This window comes from Pseudomonas sp. Z3-8 (assembly GCF_051131975.1).
GTDB lineage: Bacteria > Pseudomonadota > Gammaproteobacteria > Pseudomonadales > Pseudomonadaceae > Aquipseudomonas.
Genome location: NZ_CP071643.1, coordinates 4,090,430 through 4,103,487 on the forward strand (window position 1 = coordinate 4,090,430; position 13,058 = coordinate 4,103,487).

General features: G+C 60.6%; 20 protein-coding genes. All 20 read right to left on the bottom strand.

The window, feature by feature from the left end; all coding sequences use genetic code 11:
• Positions 1-46: 46 nt before the first annotated feature.
• From J3P94_RS18600 to J3P94_RS18695, 20 genes are read right to left on the bottom strand one after another with little or no spacing between them, the layout of a single operon-like run.
• Positions 47-511, bottom strand: a complete 465-nt coding sequence (locus J3P94_RS18600; RefSeq protein ID WP_434569159.1) for a virion core protein, T7 gp14 family — start codon at positions 509-511, stop codon at positions 47-49.
• Positions 512-522: 11 nt separating this feature from the next.
• Positions 523-987 (bottom strand): hypothetical protein, encoded by a 465-nt coding sequence (locus J3P94_RS18605; RefSeq protein ID WP_434569160.1) that lies wholly within the window; start codon positions 985-987, stop codon positions 523-525.
• The gene (locus J3P94_RS18610; RefSeq protein ID WP_434569161.1) at positions 977-3,304 is read right to left on the bottom strand and encodes a hypothetical protein; all 2,328 of its coding nucleotides are present in this window, start codon (positions 3,302-3,304) and stop codon (positions 977-979) included. The genes J3P94_RS18605 and J3P94_RS18610 overlap by 11 nt, the downstream gene beginning before the upstream one ends.
• Positions 3,301-3,900: a hypothetical protein gene (locus tag J3P94_RS18615; protein ID WP_434569162.1), complete on the bottom strand. Its 600-nt coding sequence runs from the start codon at positions 3,898-3,900 to the stop codon at positions 3,301-3,303. The genes J3P94_RS18610 and J3P94_RS18615 overlap by 4 nt, the downstream gene beginning before the upstream one ends.
• A 57-nt stretch (positions 3,901-3,957) precedes the next feature.
• Positions 3,958-4,317, bottom strand: a complete 360-nt coding sequence (locus J3P94_RS18620) for a hypothetical protein (protein WP_434569163.1) — start codon at positions 4,315-4,317, stop codon at positions 3,958-3,960.
• A complete protein-coding gene (locus J3P94_RS18625; RefSeq protein WP_434569164.1) occupies positions 4,310-4,702 on the bottom strand; it encodes a Bbp16 family capsid cement protein in 393 nt (130 codons plus the stop codon). The genes J3P94_RS18620 and J3P94_RS18625 overlap by 8 nt, the downstream gene beginning before the upstream one ends.
• Positions 4,703-4,738: 36 nt before the next feature.
• The gene (locus J3P94_RS18630) at positions 4,739-5,734 is read right to left on the bottom strand and encodes a major capsid protein (protein ID WP_434569165.1); all 996 of its coding nucleotides are present in this window, start codon (positions 5,732-5,734) and stop codon (positions 4,739-4,741) included.
• A 29-nt stretch (positions 5,735-5,763) separates the two neighbouring features.
• Entirely contained in the window at positions 5,764-6,483 is a 720-nt protein-coding gene (locus J3P94_RS18635; protein ID WP_434569166.1) for a hypothetical protein, read from the bottom strand.
• Positions 6,480-6,800: a hypothetical protein gene (locus J3P94_RS18640; RefSeq protein ID WP_434569167.1), complete on the bottom strand. Its 321-nt coding sequence runs from the start codon at positions 6,798-6,800 to the stop codon at positions 6,480-6,482. Before J3P94_RS18640 ends, J3P94_RS18635 begins: the two co-directional genes overlap by 4 nt.
• On the bottom strand, positions 6,800-8,494 hold the full coding sequence (locus J3P94_RS18645; RefSeq protein ID WP_434569168.1) for a portal protein: 1,695 nt from the start codon (positions 8,492-8,494) through the stop codon (positions 6,800-6,802). Before J3P94_RS18645 ends, J3P94_RS18640 begins: the two co-directional genes overlap by 1 nt.
• A gap of 1 nt (position 8,495) precedes the next feature.
• On the bottom strand, positions 8,496-8,843 hold the full coding sequence (locus J3P94_RS18650; protein ID WP_434569169.1) for a hypothetical protein: 348 nt from the start codon (positions 8,841-8,843) through the stop codon (positions 8,496-8,498).
• Positions 8,844-8,845: 2 nt separating this feature from the next.
• Positions 8,846-10,351, bottom strand: a complete 1,506-nt coding sequence (locus tag J3P94_RS18655) for a terminase (protein WP_434569170.1) — start codon at positions 10,349-10,351, stop codon at positions 8,846-8,848.
• Positions 10,329-10,865: a terminase small subunit gene (locus J3P94_RS18660; protein WP_434569171.1), complete on the bottom strand. Its 537-nt coding sequence runs from the start codon at positions 10,863-10,865 to the stop codon at positions 10,329-10,331. Before J3P94_RS18660 ends, J3P94_RS18655 begins: the two co-directional genes overlap by 23 nt.
• A gap of 2 nt (positions 10,866-10,867) precedes the next feature.
• Positions 10,868-11,071, bottom strand: coding sequence for a hypothetical protein (locus tag J3P94_RS18665; protein WP_434569172.1), 204 nt, complete (start codon positions 11,069-11,071; stop codon positions 10,868-10,870).
• 2 nt (positions 11,072-11,073) lie between these two features.
• A complete protein-coding gene (locus tag J3P94_RS18670) occupies positions 11,074-11,544 on the bottom strand; it encodes a lysis system i-spanin subunit Rz (protein ID WP_434569173.1) in 471 nt (156 codons plus the stop codon).
• Positions 11,541-11,768, bottom strand: a complete 228-nt coding sequence (locus J3P94_RS18675) for a hypothetical protein (protein WP_434569174.1) — start codon at positions 11,766-11,768, stop codon at positions 11,541-11,543. Before J3P94_RS18675 ends, J3P94_RS18670 begins: the two co-directional genes overlap by 4 nt.
• Positions 11,769-11,772: 4 nt before the next feature.
• On the bottom strand, positions 11,773-12,300 hold the full coding sequence (locus J3P94_RS18680) for a glycoside hydrolase family protein (RefSeq protein WP_434569175.1): 528 nt from the start codon (positions 12,298-12,300) through the stop codon (positions 11,773-11,775).
• Entirely contained in the window at positions 12,287-12,499 is a 213-nt protein-coding gene (locus J3P94_RS18685) for a hypothetical protein (RefSeq protein WP_434569176.1), read from the bottom strand. The genes J3P94_RS18680 and J3P94_RS18685 overlap by 14 nt, the downstream gene beginning before the upstream one ends.
• A complete protein-coding gene (locus J3P94_RS18690) occupies positions 12,483-12,722 on the bottom strand; it encodes a hypothetical protein (RefSeq protein WP_434569177.1) in 240 nt (79 codons plus the stop codon). The genes J3P94_RS18685 and J3P94_RS18690 overlap by 17 nt, the downstream gene beginning before the upstream one ends.
• On the bottom strand, positions 12,719-13,036 hold the full coding sequence (locus J3P94_RS18695; protein ID WP_434569178.1) for a hypothetical protein: 318 nt from the start codon (positions 13,034-13,036) through the stop codon (positions 12,719-12,721). The genes J3P94_RS18690 and J3P94_RS18695 overlap by 4 nt, the downstream gene beginning before the upstream one ends.
• Positions 13,037-13,058 lie beyond the last annotated feature (22 nt).

A 13,058-nucleotide genomic window follows, 5' to 3' on the forward strand; every position in this document is an offset into this window, starting at 1 on the left:
CGCCCTGGTTGCTGCTGGACCTGAGCCGTATCGAACGTAGGGACCCTCATGCGCGACCTCCAGCGAAGGAGCCGAACGCGCCACCAATGCCACCCAGTATTGAGCCGGTGGCCTTATTGCCTGCGTTGGTGACGGTCTGCACGGCGTTCATACGGTCCTGATCAGCCTGAATGCGGTAGCCGTATGCCTCGCGCGCGGCGTTGTTCTGGATGGTCAGGGCGTCCAGCTCACCAATCATGGATGTGTCGTCCTGAAGCTGCGCCGCACTGCCGCTGTTAACGTCGATGCCGTTGGCGGCCTGCACGGCGCGCTGCGTGCCCACCGCCTGACCGGTCCTGACACGCTGCCAATCGGCAGACGCATCGCCAGCAAACAGCGTCTCCTGGGCGGTTTGCTCCTTCAATTCGGCGTTTCGTTTAAGCATTCCGGCGTTGAAGGCGCCTTCCTGCTTCGCGTTCTGCGCGCCCATCATTCCGCCGACCAGGGATATGGCGACCGGGATCAATGCCATCCAGCACATAATCAATTCTCTCTGTTCAATGTGAATGGGTGAAACAGGAAGCCCTTTGGGCCGTAGGGGATGGCCGGGGCAAAGGTGAAGCCCAGCCACTTCAGCCAGCGAATGGCGGCGGTGTTGCGGGCATCGACATAGTTCAGGAGGTGGGTATGCCTGGTCAGCATTCCCTGAACTTCTGGCTTGCAGACCTTCAGGAATGCCCGGGCATGGCGCTCAACGTGCACGGTGCTGATCAGCCAAGGCACGCCGACGGAACCAAGAATGCTGTACGTGGCATCACCGAACACCGCCACTACCTCGCCATTGACCAAGATCTTCTTGGCGTTGAGGCTGCCAGTGACCGCGTCAAGTAGCGCCTCTTCCATCGGGATTCCCAGGGCCTCGGTGATTTCGTCGATGTCTGCCTGGCGCACAAAGGGCAGGATGGCCGGCACATCCTCAGCCGATACCGGCAAGACTTCAGCGGCCACCGATGGTTACCTCTGGGATCACCGCAAGCACGGACAGCGGCAGTGGGTCAGATTGGCGAATGAACACCCGGCCTTTGCCCTTCCAGTCGTTGGCGATGTATATCTCTGCCTGACCGGTCAGCTCATCAAGCGGCTGTTCGTACGTGCCCCGACTGGTTTTGTGCGGCCTCAGATGATTCTTGTCCATGCCGGCGAAGATGCCGCGTGATTCCTCGACCAGCACCGTCAGCGACGTCACAGCGATCTTTTTGTCCAGAACCGTCTCGTTGCCGTTCTTCAGTTCAAGGTCGAGCGTTTCCATGTCGGACTTGTACGGAAGGCCGATATGCGCCACGCCAGCCGCCTCTTGCAGCACCACCGCCCCACCGGCGACCACGCGCTGCGGGTGAACACTGCCGTCGGCTAGGATCGAGACGGTCTTGCCTTCCAGGTGGCCCAGGCCGGAAATGGTCTTGGCTTGCCGCGCCCAGCCAGTCAAGGCCACATTGCGCAGAGCTGGCGGGCAGACGATCAGAAGTTTCACCGTCACCACGGTGGTGCTGGTGTACCCGACAACCTCGACACGAACCGTTTCGGTGGTGACATCATCGTTATCATCGGTGGTGGTCAGCTTCAGGGAGTACTGGTTGCCAACGCTGCCGACGGTGAAAGGCGCATGCCCCAAGGCCGTCATCGTCACGACTTCAGGGTATTGCCAGGTCGTGCCGCCGGAAAGTCGCATGGTCTTGGCTGTATCGGTGTTGCGGCCGTCATAAGTCAGACCGCAGTCAACAAAGAAGGCGTCCTCGATCGACAGCACCTGACGTGTAGCCATCCGTTCGACATACCGCTTCTGCACACCATTGATCGTCCGGCGCACCACCATGTAGAGCGCGTCCTCCTGGCCTTCAGGGATGCAGGCGATGGACTCGACAAAACCATCCGTGTCGTGCCAGTGCCAGCCGACCAACTGTTGCTCAGGCAGGTAGGTCATGCCCAGCAGGATCCCATCATCACGCACATACCAGACGATTGAATCGGGAATTTTCTGGTAGGCAACGCTGGTCAGCTCGTAGCCGCGGAACAGGTGGGCGCTGAACAACGTCAGGTCGCCGGCGGCAAATCCGTCAGCCTCAAGCGAGTACCCGAAAGATGAAACTCGACTGCCGCGCGCCTGGACGTAGACCGCGCTGCTGCCAACCACCACTGGCGGGACGATGGCTGAGCCGTCATACCCTTCCTGGCTGGCCTGGATGGTCTTTGCCGTGAGTCCTGTGTCTCCACCCGTGAATGTCCATTCACCGCCCGAGGTCAGGCCCAGCAGCTTGCGCAGGCCGATCAGATGGCGAACCTTGTTTACTTCGGTACTGGCAATGGTGAACGTGATAGCGTCATCGTCCTTGTTCGGGATCGAATAGCCGAAGTTCTTGAACAGACCGGTCTTGCTCATCCAGAAGGTTTGCGGGCTGGCGTTGCTTCCAGCGAACACCAGGCGCTGTTGGAAATAGCCAACAGCGCCTGGGTAGTTGTTCGCTCCCACGAACGGATCAGCACCATTCGGCGGAGTGTCAGTTTTCACTGCCGTGATGTTGCGGTCGGTGAAGGTCAGGGCTGTGGCCCGGCCAATGAATCCGTAGATCCCGGCGCCGGCGTTGTCCTTGTAGATGATGTAATACGTGGCGCCCGTAACCGCTGGCCACACAATGGTGGCTGAAGCGGTGTCAGCAAAGATCGTCACTGCATTCGACGTAACCGGCAGGGACTCATCAATGCTGTTGCCATCATCCAGCACAGCAGTGACCTGATAGCGCCAGGACTGGGTTGCCCCGGTGCCCGCGGTCGGCGTGGCCGTGGCCGTGGCCGGTGCAGCAATGCGCGGGGCCAGGTTCAGCTCGGCTGTGGTCCAGTTGTCGTGAGCAAGGCGGCTCAGCTCGCGCGGCTTGTAGGACGTGTGAGCGAATGTCATCACATCCGCCGACTGGGTGAAGTTCAGCTGCTTGAGGTCGAACTGGGTATAGGGCATGGCGAGCTGATACGGCACACCTCCAGCCAGTACCTGTCCACCATCCTTGATGACGCGCATTTGCAGGTCGGTGAACTGCAGGATGTAGGTCTGCTCATCGTTGAACTGGAACGGGATGAGGCGGTTGAGCTTCGTGGAATCGGCCACCTCACACACGAACTTTGTACCCGGCCGGTTGCGCACACCGCCGTACGGCATGACCATGAAGTTCCGGCACAGCTTCAGACCGGTGTAATACCGGGCGATGTCGGTGCGAGCGCTGGCCGATGGCGACAGCTCGCCCGCGGCGAAGGTTGGCTGCAGGGCGCTGGTCATGAGCGCACCGACACGAATTCGCTCTCAGGCTCTGGATCGTCCTGCGACTCTTCAAAGGCCGAGCCCTGGGCTCGGGTCTTCGCCATTTCGTATTGCTGTTGGCAGTACTGCTGCAGGTCAGGCTTCGAACTGAGCGGCAAGGCCAAATCCTGACCCAGGCGCCAGGCCAGCGCGTCGACAAACAGCGGGTCGAAGAAGGTTGAGTCCTCAACCCGAAACGTGAACCGCACGCCGGCGGCTTCTTGGTCGGTGTGGATGACACGTCCGCCCGAGTCATAGCCGATCTTGTACGGGATCTGCTGGTCGCTCGACAGTGGCCGGCGCTGGTCCGGAATGATGATCTCACGCACCTTCAGGCAGTCAGCGGGGTAGCGGTAGCGATACGCCCAGCCAGGCGCGGGGCTCCCGATGTCGGCCAGGGTCACAATGGATTCAGCGAACGGCCACGGGAAATCAGCAAGTACCAGTTCGCGCAACGGCTTGAAGAACACGCTGCACAGCTCGGCCGCCTGACTGTTCTCGTCAAATGCGGCAATCGGCTGGGTGTGCGCAACCCGCGAGAGCGCGATGTTGCAGATCTCGATATCGCTTGGCATTCGGGCACCCCAGAAATAGGAAAGGGCCCCGGAGGGCCCTTAGGTTGTTGCGGTGGATCAGGCGTCGGGCAGGTCGTCGCTGCCTTCGCCTTCCTTGGCCGGGACAATGTCGCCACCTTGGATGAGGCGCTGGGCTTCGGCCTCGGCTTCCGCTTTGGTGCCAGCGAAATCGCCAACACGGTTGCCTTCAGCGTCCTTGATGACGTACTTGCCAGCCGCGCCACGCGCAGCCACGAACGCGGCATCATCGCCGCCAGGTGGAGGGGCGGGTGCAGGCGCTGGTGGCGTGACAGCCTTCCCTGTCGCCAGCTTCAGGTTTCCGCCAGGGCTGTCGATTTCCAACACAACAGTATCGCCGGGCTCATAGAGACGACCGTTGATGAACGACCGCTCCAGTACTTCGTAGCGCTTAGACATTGGTCTGCACTCCAGCGACCACGCCGGCAGTCACCTTGCCCAGGGTTGGGGCGGTACCGGTCACGGTGTAGTTGACGCGCAGGAAACGCTCAGTCTTCTGCGGCAGGGTGATGACGGGCGTCTGGTAGCCCAGCTTCAGGTCGGCCAACGGAACCACGACCTGGAACAGGGAGCGCGGAGAGCTGAACGCCGAGTTGTCATCGGTTTGCAGTTCGATGGTGAGGCTGGTCAGGGTGTTGAATGCTTCAACCACCTGGATCAGCAACGGAATGTCACCGGCGCGGCCTACGTCCTTGGTGTCGCCGCGGTCGATGATGTCGGTCGATGCAGCCGTGGCGGTGATCGCCTGGGCGTTCGACATGAGCAGCTTTGCGTCAAAAAGCATGATGGTTTCTCCAGAATGGGGGAAACCGCGGAGTCCTTAGACTACGCGGGCTTCAGTGTTGAGAAGCGCGTCAACACGCTTGATCGGGATGCCCAGGAACTCTGGAATCTTCTTGCCGGCGTATTCGCCGATGGTCAGGTTCACGTTCTTGGAGTTCATGGCCTGCAGATGCAGGAACGTTTGCAGGGTGCGGTTGGCGTAGATGACCGTGCGGCCTTCGCCCTGCATTGGGTTCTCCAGCAGGTAGTAGGCCTTGATCATCAGCTCGATCAGCTTGGAGCCGGTCGCGCCGTCGGCAGTCAGGGTGCTGACGTCGATGTTGGCGATACGAGCGTTCGCGCGCCAGTCACGTACCGACATACCGATGTCCCACTTGAAGTGGTCGCGATACGCCTGGTATTCGCCGCCGACGGCATCCTTAACGGTGTCTTCGCCGAGGTTGCGGTGCTGGAAGCCGGCCACACTGCCCTTCGGATACAGCAGGTGCGTGGTCATTTCGCCCCAGGTCACGAACCACAGCGATGCGTTGGTGGAGCCGGTGCCGCCTGCGTCGACGATGTTGGCGCCAGACTCGGCCGCCTTGTCGTTGTAGCGTGGCGCCAGGCCCAGGAACGCTTCAGGCTCTGAACCGGTGTTGCCGTAGAACATGTACCGCGCGGCTTTGTTGTTGAAGCCTTGCAGTTTGGCGACGTTCTCGGACACGCGGAACGCATCGGCATTGCCGGACAGGTCCGCCAGGGCCTTATCAACCAGGCCGTAGTCTTCCATCATGCCGGTAGTGTCGAGCACTGGCACGGTGGTGGACTTGCTTGGCTGGATGCCTTTGTTGAACAGGCGCCAGGTTGGCTCAGGGATGCCCGAGCGCATGGTGGTCTTGTGCTTGGAGCCGTCGTTGCACTCCTGGTACTCGGCGTCCATGAGGATGTCGTTTTGCTTTGCCATCAGCTCGACGATCTTCATGATCTTTTTCTGGCTGTCTTCCCGGCTGAACTTATCCAGCAAGGTCGGCATGGTAGAGGTGAGGATGCCCATCTGTGTATCTCCTACGTGGTTTTAGGGCCTTACTTGAAGGCGTCGACGATGCTCATTTCTTTGGGTGCAGCGGTTTGGCTGCCGGGCATGACAAATTTGTCTTCCGAGATGGCCTGGCTGATGCGGTGGACGAATTTGAAGAGCTCCGGGTTGTTGCCGAGTCCGGTGGAACTGAGGACTTCCCTGAGCTCGGGACTGCCAAACGCTTGAATTACTTTCACGGCGCTGGCTACGCTCTTGTCGTAGTTCTCGCCGCCAAGATCGGGGTCGTTTTTGACCGCTGCCATCCATTGCTCTTTCTGTCTCTCAACGGCGACCTGGTATTCCTGGGCCTGTTTGTTGGCGATCTTCGTTTGCAGATCGATCAGCTTTTGCGCCGCTTCCTGCGAGATATTCAGCTCCTTAGCCAGTCCGGTGAATTCACCCAGAACCTCGGTATCCAGCTCCATGCCTTCGGCCAACTTGAATTCGCCATAGGCTTCGGGTGCGCCTTTCGGCTCGTCCTTTGCTCCTTCCTTGGTCTTGCCATCGTCGGGTTTTGCAGGATCCTCTGGCTTCGCCGGGTCACTTTCGGGTTTAGGGTCCGTGGCCGCTGGTGTTGCTGGAGGGGTTAGTACGGTGGAGTCGGTAGTTGGCGCTGCTGGTGCGGCGTCAGTGGTGGCCGGTGCAGTGCTACCAGATTGGCCGCCGTCGGCCGGGGCTTCGTTCATCAGGACGCGGCCCATCAGTTTCATCATCAGGCGATTCAATTGGATTCATCCTCTAAAGGCTTGGGGGCGTTCTCGGCGGCCATGACCGGGAACATCGACGGACACAGCTGATTCACTTGGCCCAAAAGAAAAAGACCAACATTTCGTTGGCCTTCGTTGAAATTCATGACCCCGCCGTGGGGGTTGAATGAGGGTTCGAACACTTTGCACTGACCCATCAGGCGCCACATGAACCGGCGCCCACGCTCGTCGTTCATGATCCAGCGGAAGTCGGCGGCCTGCCTCAGGAGCAGCGCGCGCTCTTGCTGCTCGCCCTCTTCGCGCAGCGCTTCGAGCGATTCAAGTCCGTCACTCATCACACAGCTCCGGCAAGTTGCGTCAGGGCGTTATCGCCGCTGGTGTCGGTCTGGCTGAGCATTTGCGCACCCTGGATGACGCTGCCAAGTTCCTGCTGCATCTGCGCCGCCTGTTGTTCCTGGGCGCGCTGATCACGGATCTGGAGGACCATGTCTTCGGCTCGCACCATGGTTGGCGGCACGCCGATCAGTTCGAAGTACTGCCGCATAGCCTCGTCGGCGTCGAGGAGATCGAGCGGCGCGATGCTTTGCGTGGTGGTGGCGACCTGGCCTGCGAAGCCAATGGCGCGCTCGATGCTGGACACGCCGATCGCCTTCTGCGCCTGGGCCAGAATGCTGGTGAACTCGACGCGCAGGTCCAGGCCTGCCAGCTCTTTCGGTGGTGGCGGCAGCAGTGGCGCGCCGGGTAGCAAGCCCATCCAGCGCGGCACCGACTGCTCAAGCATCTGGTTGAAGTACATGTCGACCAATGGGTCTAACAGGTCGTCGGTCTGGCGCTCCAGGGTTGGGCCGAGCATCAGCAGCTTCTCTTCCTTGCGCGTGGCGATCTCGTATGCCGTTCGCACGCTGTCCATTTGGCTGATCATCAGGAACAGGTCAACGAAATAGGCGGTGTCGATGATCTCGCTGTCTGCCTGGATTTCTCCGCGAAGCTGGCCCAGCCACGCCGGCTGCACCTCATACAGCGGCGCGAACTGAGCGCCGATCTGCATGTCGTTCAGGTAAGTGATGCTGCCTGGCAGGATCGATGCGCGCTGGCCCTTGAGGCTGGCAGGCGCTCCCATTGGTGGGCGTACGCCCTTTTCCAACAGTTCGGCCTTGCGCAACTCCATGAGCTGCACAGCCTTGGTCGAGCCGATGCACATCGAGCCAGGGCCGGTTCCGTAGACATCTTCGCCGAGCACGTCCCAGCGCGGCGCCATGACGGGGAACGTCTTGAACCCGGACTTGCGCAGGATGGTGTCCTTGTCGCTGCCCTTCTCCCAGTACACAGAACGGAAAGGCATGTTCTCGTTATCGGAGAGCTTGGCGTCCCGACCCTCGTTGGGCTCGATGGCGTGGCAGATGTCGACCCAGGTTTCCGGGCTCTTGTCGAGATAGCCGCGGGCCGTCGGGCTCATCTTCTCCTTGCCGAACTGCTGCTCCATCTGGCGCGCAGTCATGCGGAAGTCGCGGTAGAGCGTGTCCACCTGGTTGCGGCTATTGTTGGCGAGCATGTAGCTGCCCACGGCCAGCGGGTAGGCGCGCAACAGGTCGTCGTCATCTGGCAGCAGCACTATTGGAGCCGTGCCGAAGGTGCCCTCTTCTGCATACCGGCCAGGCAGAACGCTGTACAGGTTGGAGCGGGCCATGACTTCGCGCATTGCGGTCTGGGCGGCGAACAGCCATTCCTTGACCGGAGCGAACTCCATCATCGCCGGGTCAGGCGTGCCGAACTTGACCCAAGGTGACGCGGGATTGGTCATGCCGGTGTGCATGCCAGCGCCCAGCGTGCGCTGGGCAAAGCTTGCACGGGGGTTGATGATCTTGCGGTCCCGGCGCTTGCCGCTGTTGGTGTCCTCGTTGTTCCAGCGCCCAGAGCGGGGACTGATGAAATCGCCGAGTTCTTTCCACTCAGTCAGCCAATTGGTGTCGCGCTCTTGCTTCAGGCGGTCATACCGCTGTTGCAGGCGCTCGCGCAGGGATGTGCTCAACCTACACCCCCAGCAGCGTTTTCTGGCTGGTGTTGGCATTGCCAAGCACGCCAGATGCACCGGTCAGGATGGTTCCGTTCTGCCCAGACTGAGCCAGGCGCCGGCGGCGTTCAGCATCAATGGCTGCCTGTACCGAGTCACTGCTGGTAGTCGGCGCCGTGGTGCTGGTCGTGGTTGAGCCGGTCATTGCCTCGGCTGCCGCCTTGTCGCGCTCGGCCTTGTTCAGGAACCCGGTGTTCTCACCGGTCAGGTTGGGCAGGCCCATCCCTTCCAGGATCACGTCACCGCCGCGCAGCGGGTCCAGGTCGATGGCTTTGTTCATGAGTTTCTTGATGCTCTTGCCGCACATGTTTATGCCTCCGCATAGGGGTCGTAATCGGATTCCAGTTCGCTGTTGGGGCCGCCACCGGTGCCGGTGTACTGGCTCTTCATCACGGGCATTGCGTAGGTCAGGGCCAAGGCGTCGGCGTAGTCAGGCGACAGGCCGAGGCGCTTCTTAATGGCGTCTTTCTTTTCCAGCGCGATCTGGTCGCTGCCGTTGTGCCCGTACATGGGCGAGGTCAGTTCCGACTCAAGTTCGGTGTTCTCCTCGAGCGCCAAGCCGGCGCGCAGGCCTTCACGCAACTTCCACCACATGTAGGTGCGCATGTTGGCGTAGTGGCGATCAGGCGCAGCGCTGGCGAAGTTCACGTCGAGGATGACGACGCCGGGCATCAGGCGGCGCAGTTGGTCGGCTACCGGACCACCGACACCGGTCGAATCCACAAACACAGCATCGGGCCTGTGCTCCTGGACCACCGTGCATACCTTGGCGATGAACAGCGTGGTGTCGCGCGTCTCACTGCCTGGAATACTCATGGCCTTGATCGAGCGGGCATCGAGGCCGCGCCGGAACACGATCACGTTGCTGTCCGCGCCGCCCCGGGCAATGTCGATCCCGCAGACCATGGCGTCATCCAGGCCATACACAGGCTCGCGCTTCATCGCCGCGGCTACCCAGTCGGACGGGATCAGTTGCAATTCGGAAGCCCTCGGGAACATGCCGCGAACGCGGATACGGAAGAAGTCGCTGTCTTCGCCGTAGTCCGCCTGCCATTTGGCAATTTGTGTTTTGTTGGTGCCGTCCACCGTGCGGCTATCGACTTGCCGGTGGCTCCAGCGGTGCTTGTATCGGGTGAAGCACTCGCGGAACCGGCCGGTGTTCTTGGTCGGGTTGCCGAATGCTGCCCAGATGATTTCGGTGTTCTCGTCCGTCAGCGCACCTTCGGCCACCTCCCACACCAGATCGGCAATGGCCGAGGCCTCGTCGAAGATCAGCAGTAGGCGCTTGCCTTCGTTGTGTAGACCGGCGAAGGCCTCGGTGTTGCTCTCCGACCAGGGCACGGCGTCGATGCGCCAGTTCTTTTCGTGTTCCGGGTCGGTGCTAATCAGCGCCGTGGCTGTGAGCCTGAACCAGTGCGACGTGATGGATAGCCGGTTCCACTTCGCCACCTCGGGCCAGGTCTTGGTCCTGAGCTGGGTTTCGGTGTTGGCTGTCACCACGCCGCGCGTGTCGATGGCCGTGTCCAATGCCCACTTGATGATCCAGGACACCAGGGCGGACTTGCCAATACCGTGGCCGCTGGCTACAGCTTCATGGATGACGTCGCCCAAGTCCTTGGCACCGGCCCGGATCTTCTTGCCGATCGAGTCGAGGACATCTATCTGCCACTGCCTGGGCCCGGTCTTGTTCGCCAGTTCAGTGCCAGGCTCGCCCCAGGGGAACGCATACCAGACATAGCCCAGCGGATCGTCAGCAAATGAAAGGATGTCCTCGACCAGTTGCTGTTCGAGGTCAATCTTTGCTGGCGCGTTCACGGGCTTTTGCCATCCGCTCAGATAGGGAAACGTTGACATCAACGCTCACCTGGTCGCGGAAGGCGTTCACATTGACGTGCTTGCCAAGGAGTTCGAGGTTCTTGACCTTGTCAGGCCACTTGATCTTCTTCATCAGGCCGACCATTGAACGATCTTCGCCCTGGCCTTCGAACATCTCGGCGATATCGAAACCGACCAGATACTGGCGCCACCCCTTCGGCCACTCCGACAAAGGCTTGAAGCTCATGTCGTCTTGCAGGATGTCCAGCACGTCGAGCTGATCGATCTCAACCAGGCGCTTCAGCACGTAATCGGCATTGATCTCAGTCCGTTTCTCGCGGTCCGTCATGCGTTTCTGTAGCTGCGCCTGAACGCTAACATTCGTTAACAGCCTGCTTGCCTGCTCATTGGCTGTCTTTTCGCTGTAACCGGCCCGTATCGCAGCCTGAGTGCCGTTCAAGTCGATAAGGTACTCATCCACGAAGCGAGCACGCTTACCGGTCAGCTCAGCCATGGTTATTCGCTCACTGGCTCTTCGGTTACAGGCGCATCAGCGACAGGCTCAGCCTTCACCTCTTGCACCCACAGGTAACGAGAGAACCCTGCGGTGACCTTGTCGCCAGTCGTGAACCGCAGGCTGATACCGTCCAGGCAGTATTCAATCGAATCAGCCTCGACGGTTACGTGCTCTTCGTAGGTGCGGACTTTGAAGGTTGGCATGGTCAGTTTCCTTTCAGGCAGAACCGGCTTACGTAGTCCTGCAGGCCGGTCAAGGCGATGATTGCGGCGTCGCCGTCTGTTGCGGTGGCGATAATTCGTTGAGAAGACGCTGGGTCAAGTTCGGCTCTCTCGGCTGCATCATCCACGCGGGCGGCGGGGGTGGCGGCTCGCACAGCGGCGGTTGGGCAGCGGGCTGGGACTGACAGCCGCTTATTGCCAGTGCCGACAGCAGCAAGAGTTGCAGCATTGCGGGCTTGAACATCGGTCAGGGCCTTTGTGTGTTCGGTGTCGAGTTGGGCCAGCAGCTTCTGGGTGTTGCGGCGAGATTGAGCGGCAGCCTCAAGCGTGTTGATTGTTTCAACCTGGTCGGTGATCACGCCTTCTGCCCTGTCCAGGCTGTTGCTGACATGATCGAGGCGCCATCCAGCGATGATCAGAGCTACTGCCAGGCCGGCGATCAGGTAACGAGTCATGTCCGTGCGTACCAAGTCAGCGTGAAACACCGCGCATCTGTCGGGATATCAGCAATCGGCCAGCGCAGACATTGCATATGCTTGCGCTCGGGCTTGGTGCGACTCACGCGAAGCGTCTGGACCAGATAAGCGGAGCCGCCCGACGTGGCGATGTAGTCGCCAACTGCGATGCCGTCAGCACCATCAACGTACAGCTTGCATGGTGTGTAAGGCTGCTTTGGCATGGTCTTACTGCGCCTCCATACACTTGGCATGACGCTGGAGCTGGCGAGTCCACACGCCCGGGCACCGCTTGTTACCTGGAGTGGAGCAGTCGAAGCCGGCGGCGAAGCGGTACTTCAGCAGGTCATGGCAGGCCTGGACGTAGTTGCCGGCCATCAGGCTCTTGCGGGGCGATCCCTTGCGCCAGGTGCCGATGCCGTACTGGCCGATGAAGTCCATGTACAGGTCGAATTCATCCTGGTTCAGCTTTACGCCAGGGAGAGACGCGGCAAACGCTTTCTCGTCCTGGCTGATCAGGTCGCGGGCCAGCACGTCAGCGCGCTGTGGGGTGATGGTGTCGCCCATGCGTACCGGTGTGCCGTCTTCGTATCGGGTCGAGCCGTGGCCGATCGTCGGTACATCGCCCTTGGTTGGGATGACCGCCTGCTCGGTGTAGCCCTCGTTCTGCTTCCATGTGGCGATGCCAGCAAGGGATGTGACCAGCAAGGCGACAGCAATGCGCTGACGGCCAGTGCCGAGGCTACGGCTTGTCATTGATGTCTCTCACCTTGGGCTGGTAGATCAGCCTGGCAACCAGGGCGATGATCAACGCAGCGCGGTACATGATGAGATCCATGCCGGTCGGCTCGTAATTCATGAACAGCTGGACCACGTCTGGCAGGAACTGAAGCAGGAACAGAGCCTGCACACTGGACAGTCGCCAGGCAGTGCGCCATTCAGGGATGAGCTTCATTGGTCGGCTTCGCTGTCGTGAGTTTTTCTAGGCTTTCGGCGTAGCGCTTCCACTCGTCCCGGCTTTTCAGGGCTTGCTTGAGCCTGCTGTCGATTGGCTCGGGCGCTTCACAGGCCGTCGATGAATACCGGTAAACCGTGGTGTGGGTTGAGGCTGGCTGTTTCGGTGCCTCCTGATGCGCGCAACCGGCAAGAGCCAGCGCGGCAACCAGCAGGGCTTTCACTTGGGCCGCCCATTCAGGAAGAGCGCCTTAAGGCTCTCTCCCATGCTGTTGATCTGGAATTCTTGGCGCTGGTCCGAGGTGCGCAGGGTGTCGACCAGCTTCTCGCTGGAGTCTCGGGAGCGCTCCAGGGATTCAACACGCTGCGTCAGTAGGGCCTGATTGGTCTGGTAGGTGCCCAGCTGAGCCTGTAGTGCAGAGAGCGAGCCAACCACATAGACAAAGGCCCCAATGGCACCAGCTGACAGGATGGTCTGGAGCACAGGCACAACCAGCTTGAAGACCGTACTGTCGGCGATGCGGGAGACGTCGGTCATGGGCTTTGTCCAGAAACGAAAA

Excerpts from the sequence above, each read along its gene's own strand:
- J3P94_RS18600 (WP_434569159.1), bottom strand. The coding sequence starts at position 511 with ATGGCATTGATCCCGGTCGCCATATCCCTGGTCGGCGGAATGATGGGC.
- J3P94_RS18695 (WP_434569178.1), bottom strand. The coding sequence starts at position 13,036 with ATGACCGACGTCTCCCGCATCGCCGACAGTACGGTCTTCAAGCTGGTT.
- J3P94_RS18680 (WP_434569175.1), bottom strand. The coding sequence starts at position 12,300 with ATGACAAGCCGTAGCCTCGGCACTGGCCGTCAGCGCATTGCTGTCGCC.
- J3P94_RS18620 (WP_434569163.1), bottom strand. The coding sequence starts at position 4,317 with ATGTCTAAGCGCTACGAAGTACTGGAGCGGTCGTTCATCAACGGTCGT.
- J3P94_RS18670 (WP_434569173.1), bottom strand. The coding sequence starts at position 11,544 with ATGACTCGTTACCTGATCGCCGGCCTGGCAGTAGCTCTGATCATCGCT.
- J3P94_RS18630 (WP_434569165.1), bottom strand. The coding sequence starts at position 5,734 with ATGGGCATCCTCACCTCTACCATGCCGACCTTGCTGGATAAGTTCAGC.
- J3P94_RS18685 (WP_434569176.1), bottom strand. The coding sequence starts at position 12,499 with ATGAAGCTCATCCCTGAATGGCGCACTGCCTGGCGACTGTCCAGTGTG.
- J3P94_RS18650 (WP_434569169.1), bottom strand. The coding sequence starts at position 8,843 with ATGTGCGGCAAGAGCATCAAGAAACTCATGAACAAAGCCATCGACCTG.
- J3P94_RS18675 (WP_434569174.1), bottom strand. The coding sequence starts at position 11,768 with ATGCCAAAGCAGCCTTACACACCATGCAAGCTGTACGTTGATGGTGCT.
- J3P94_RS18615 (WP_434569162.1), bottom strand. The coding sequence starts at position 3,900 with ATGCCAAGCGATATCGAGATCTGCAACATCGCGCTCTCGCGGGTTGCG.
- J3P94_RS18640 (WP_434569167.1), bottom strand. The coding sequence starts at position 6,800 with ATGAGTGACGGACTTGAATCGCTCGAAGCGCTGCGCGAAGAGGGCGAG.
- J3P94_RS18660 (WP_434569171.1), bottom strand. The coding sequence starts at position 10,865 with ATGGCTGAGCTGACCGGTAAGCGTGCTCGCTTCGTGGATGAGTACCTT.
- J3P94_RS18665 (WP_434569172.1), bottom strand. The coding sequence starts at position 11,071 with ATGCCAACCTTCAAAGTCCGCACCTACGAAGAGCACGTAACCGTCGAG.
- J3P94_RS18610 (WP_434569161.1), bottom strand. The coding sequence starts at position 3,304 with ATGACCAGCGCCCTGCAGCCAACCTTCGCCGCGGGCGAGCTGTCGCCA.
- J3P94_RS18625 (WP_434569164.1), bottom strand. The coding sequence starts at position 4,702 with ATGCTTTTTGACGCAAAGCTGCTCATGTCGAACGCCCAGGCGATCACC.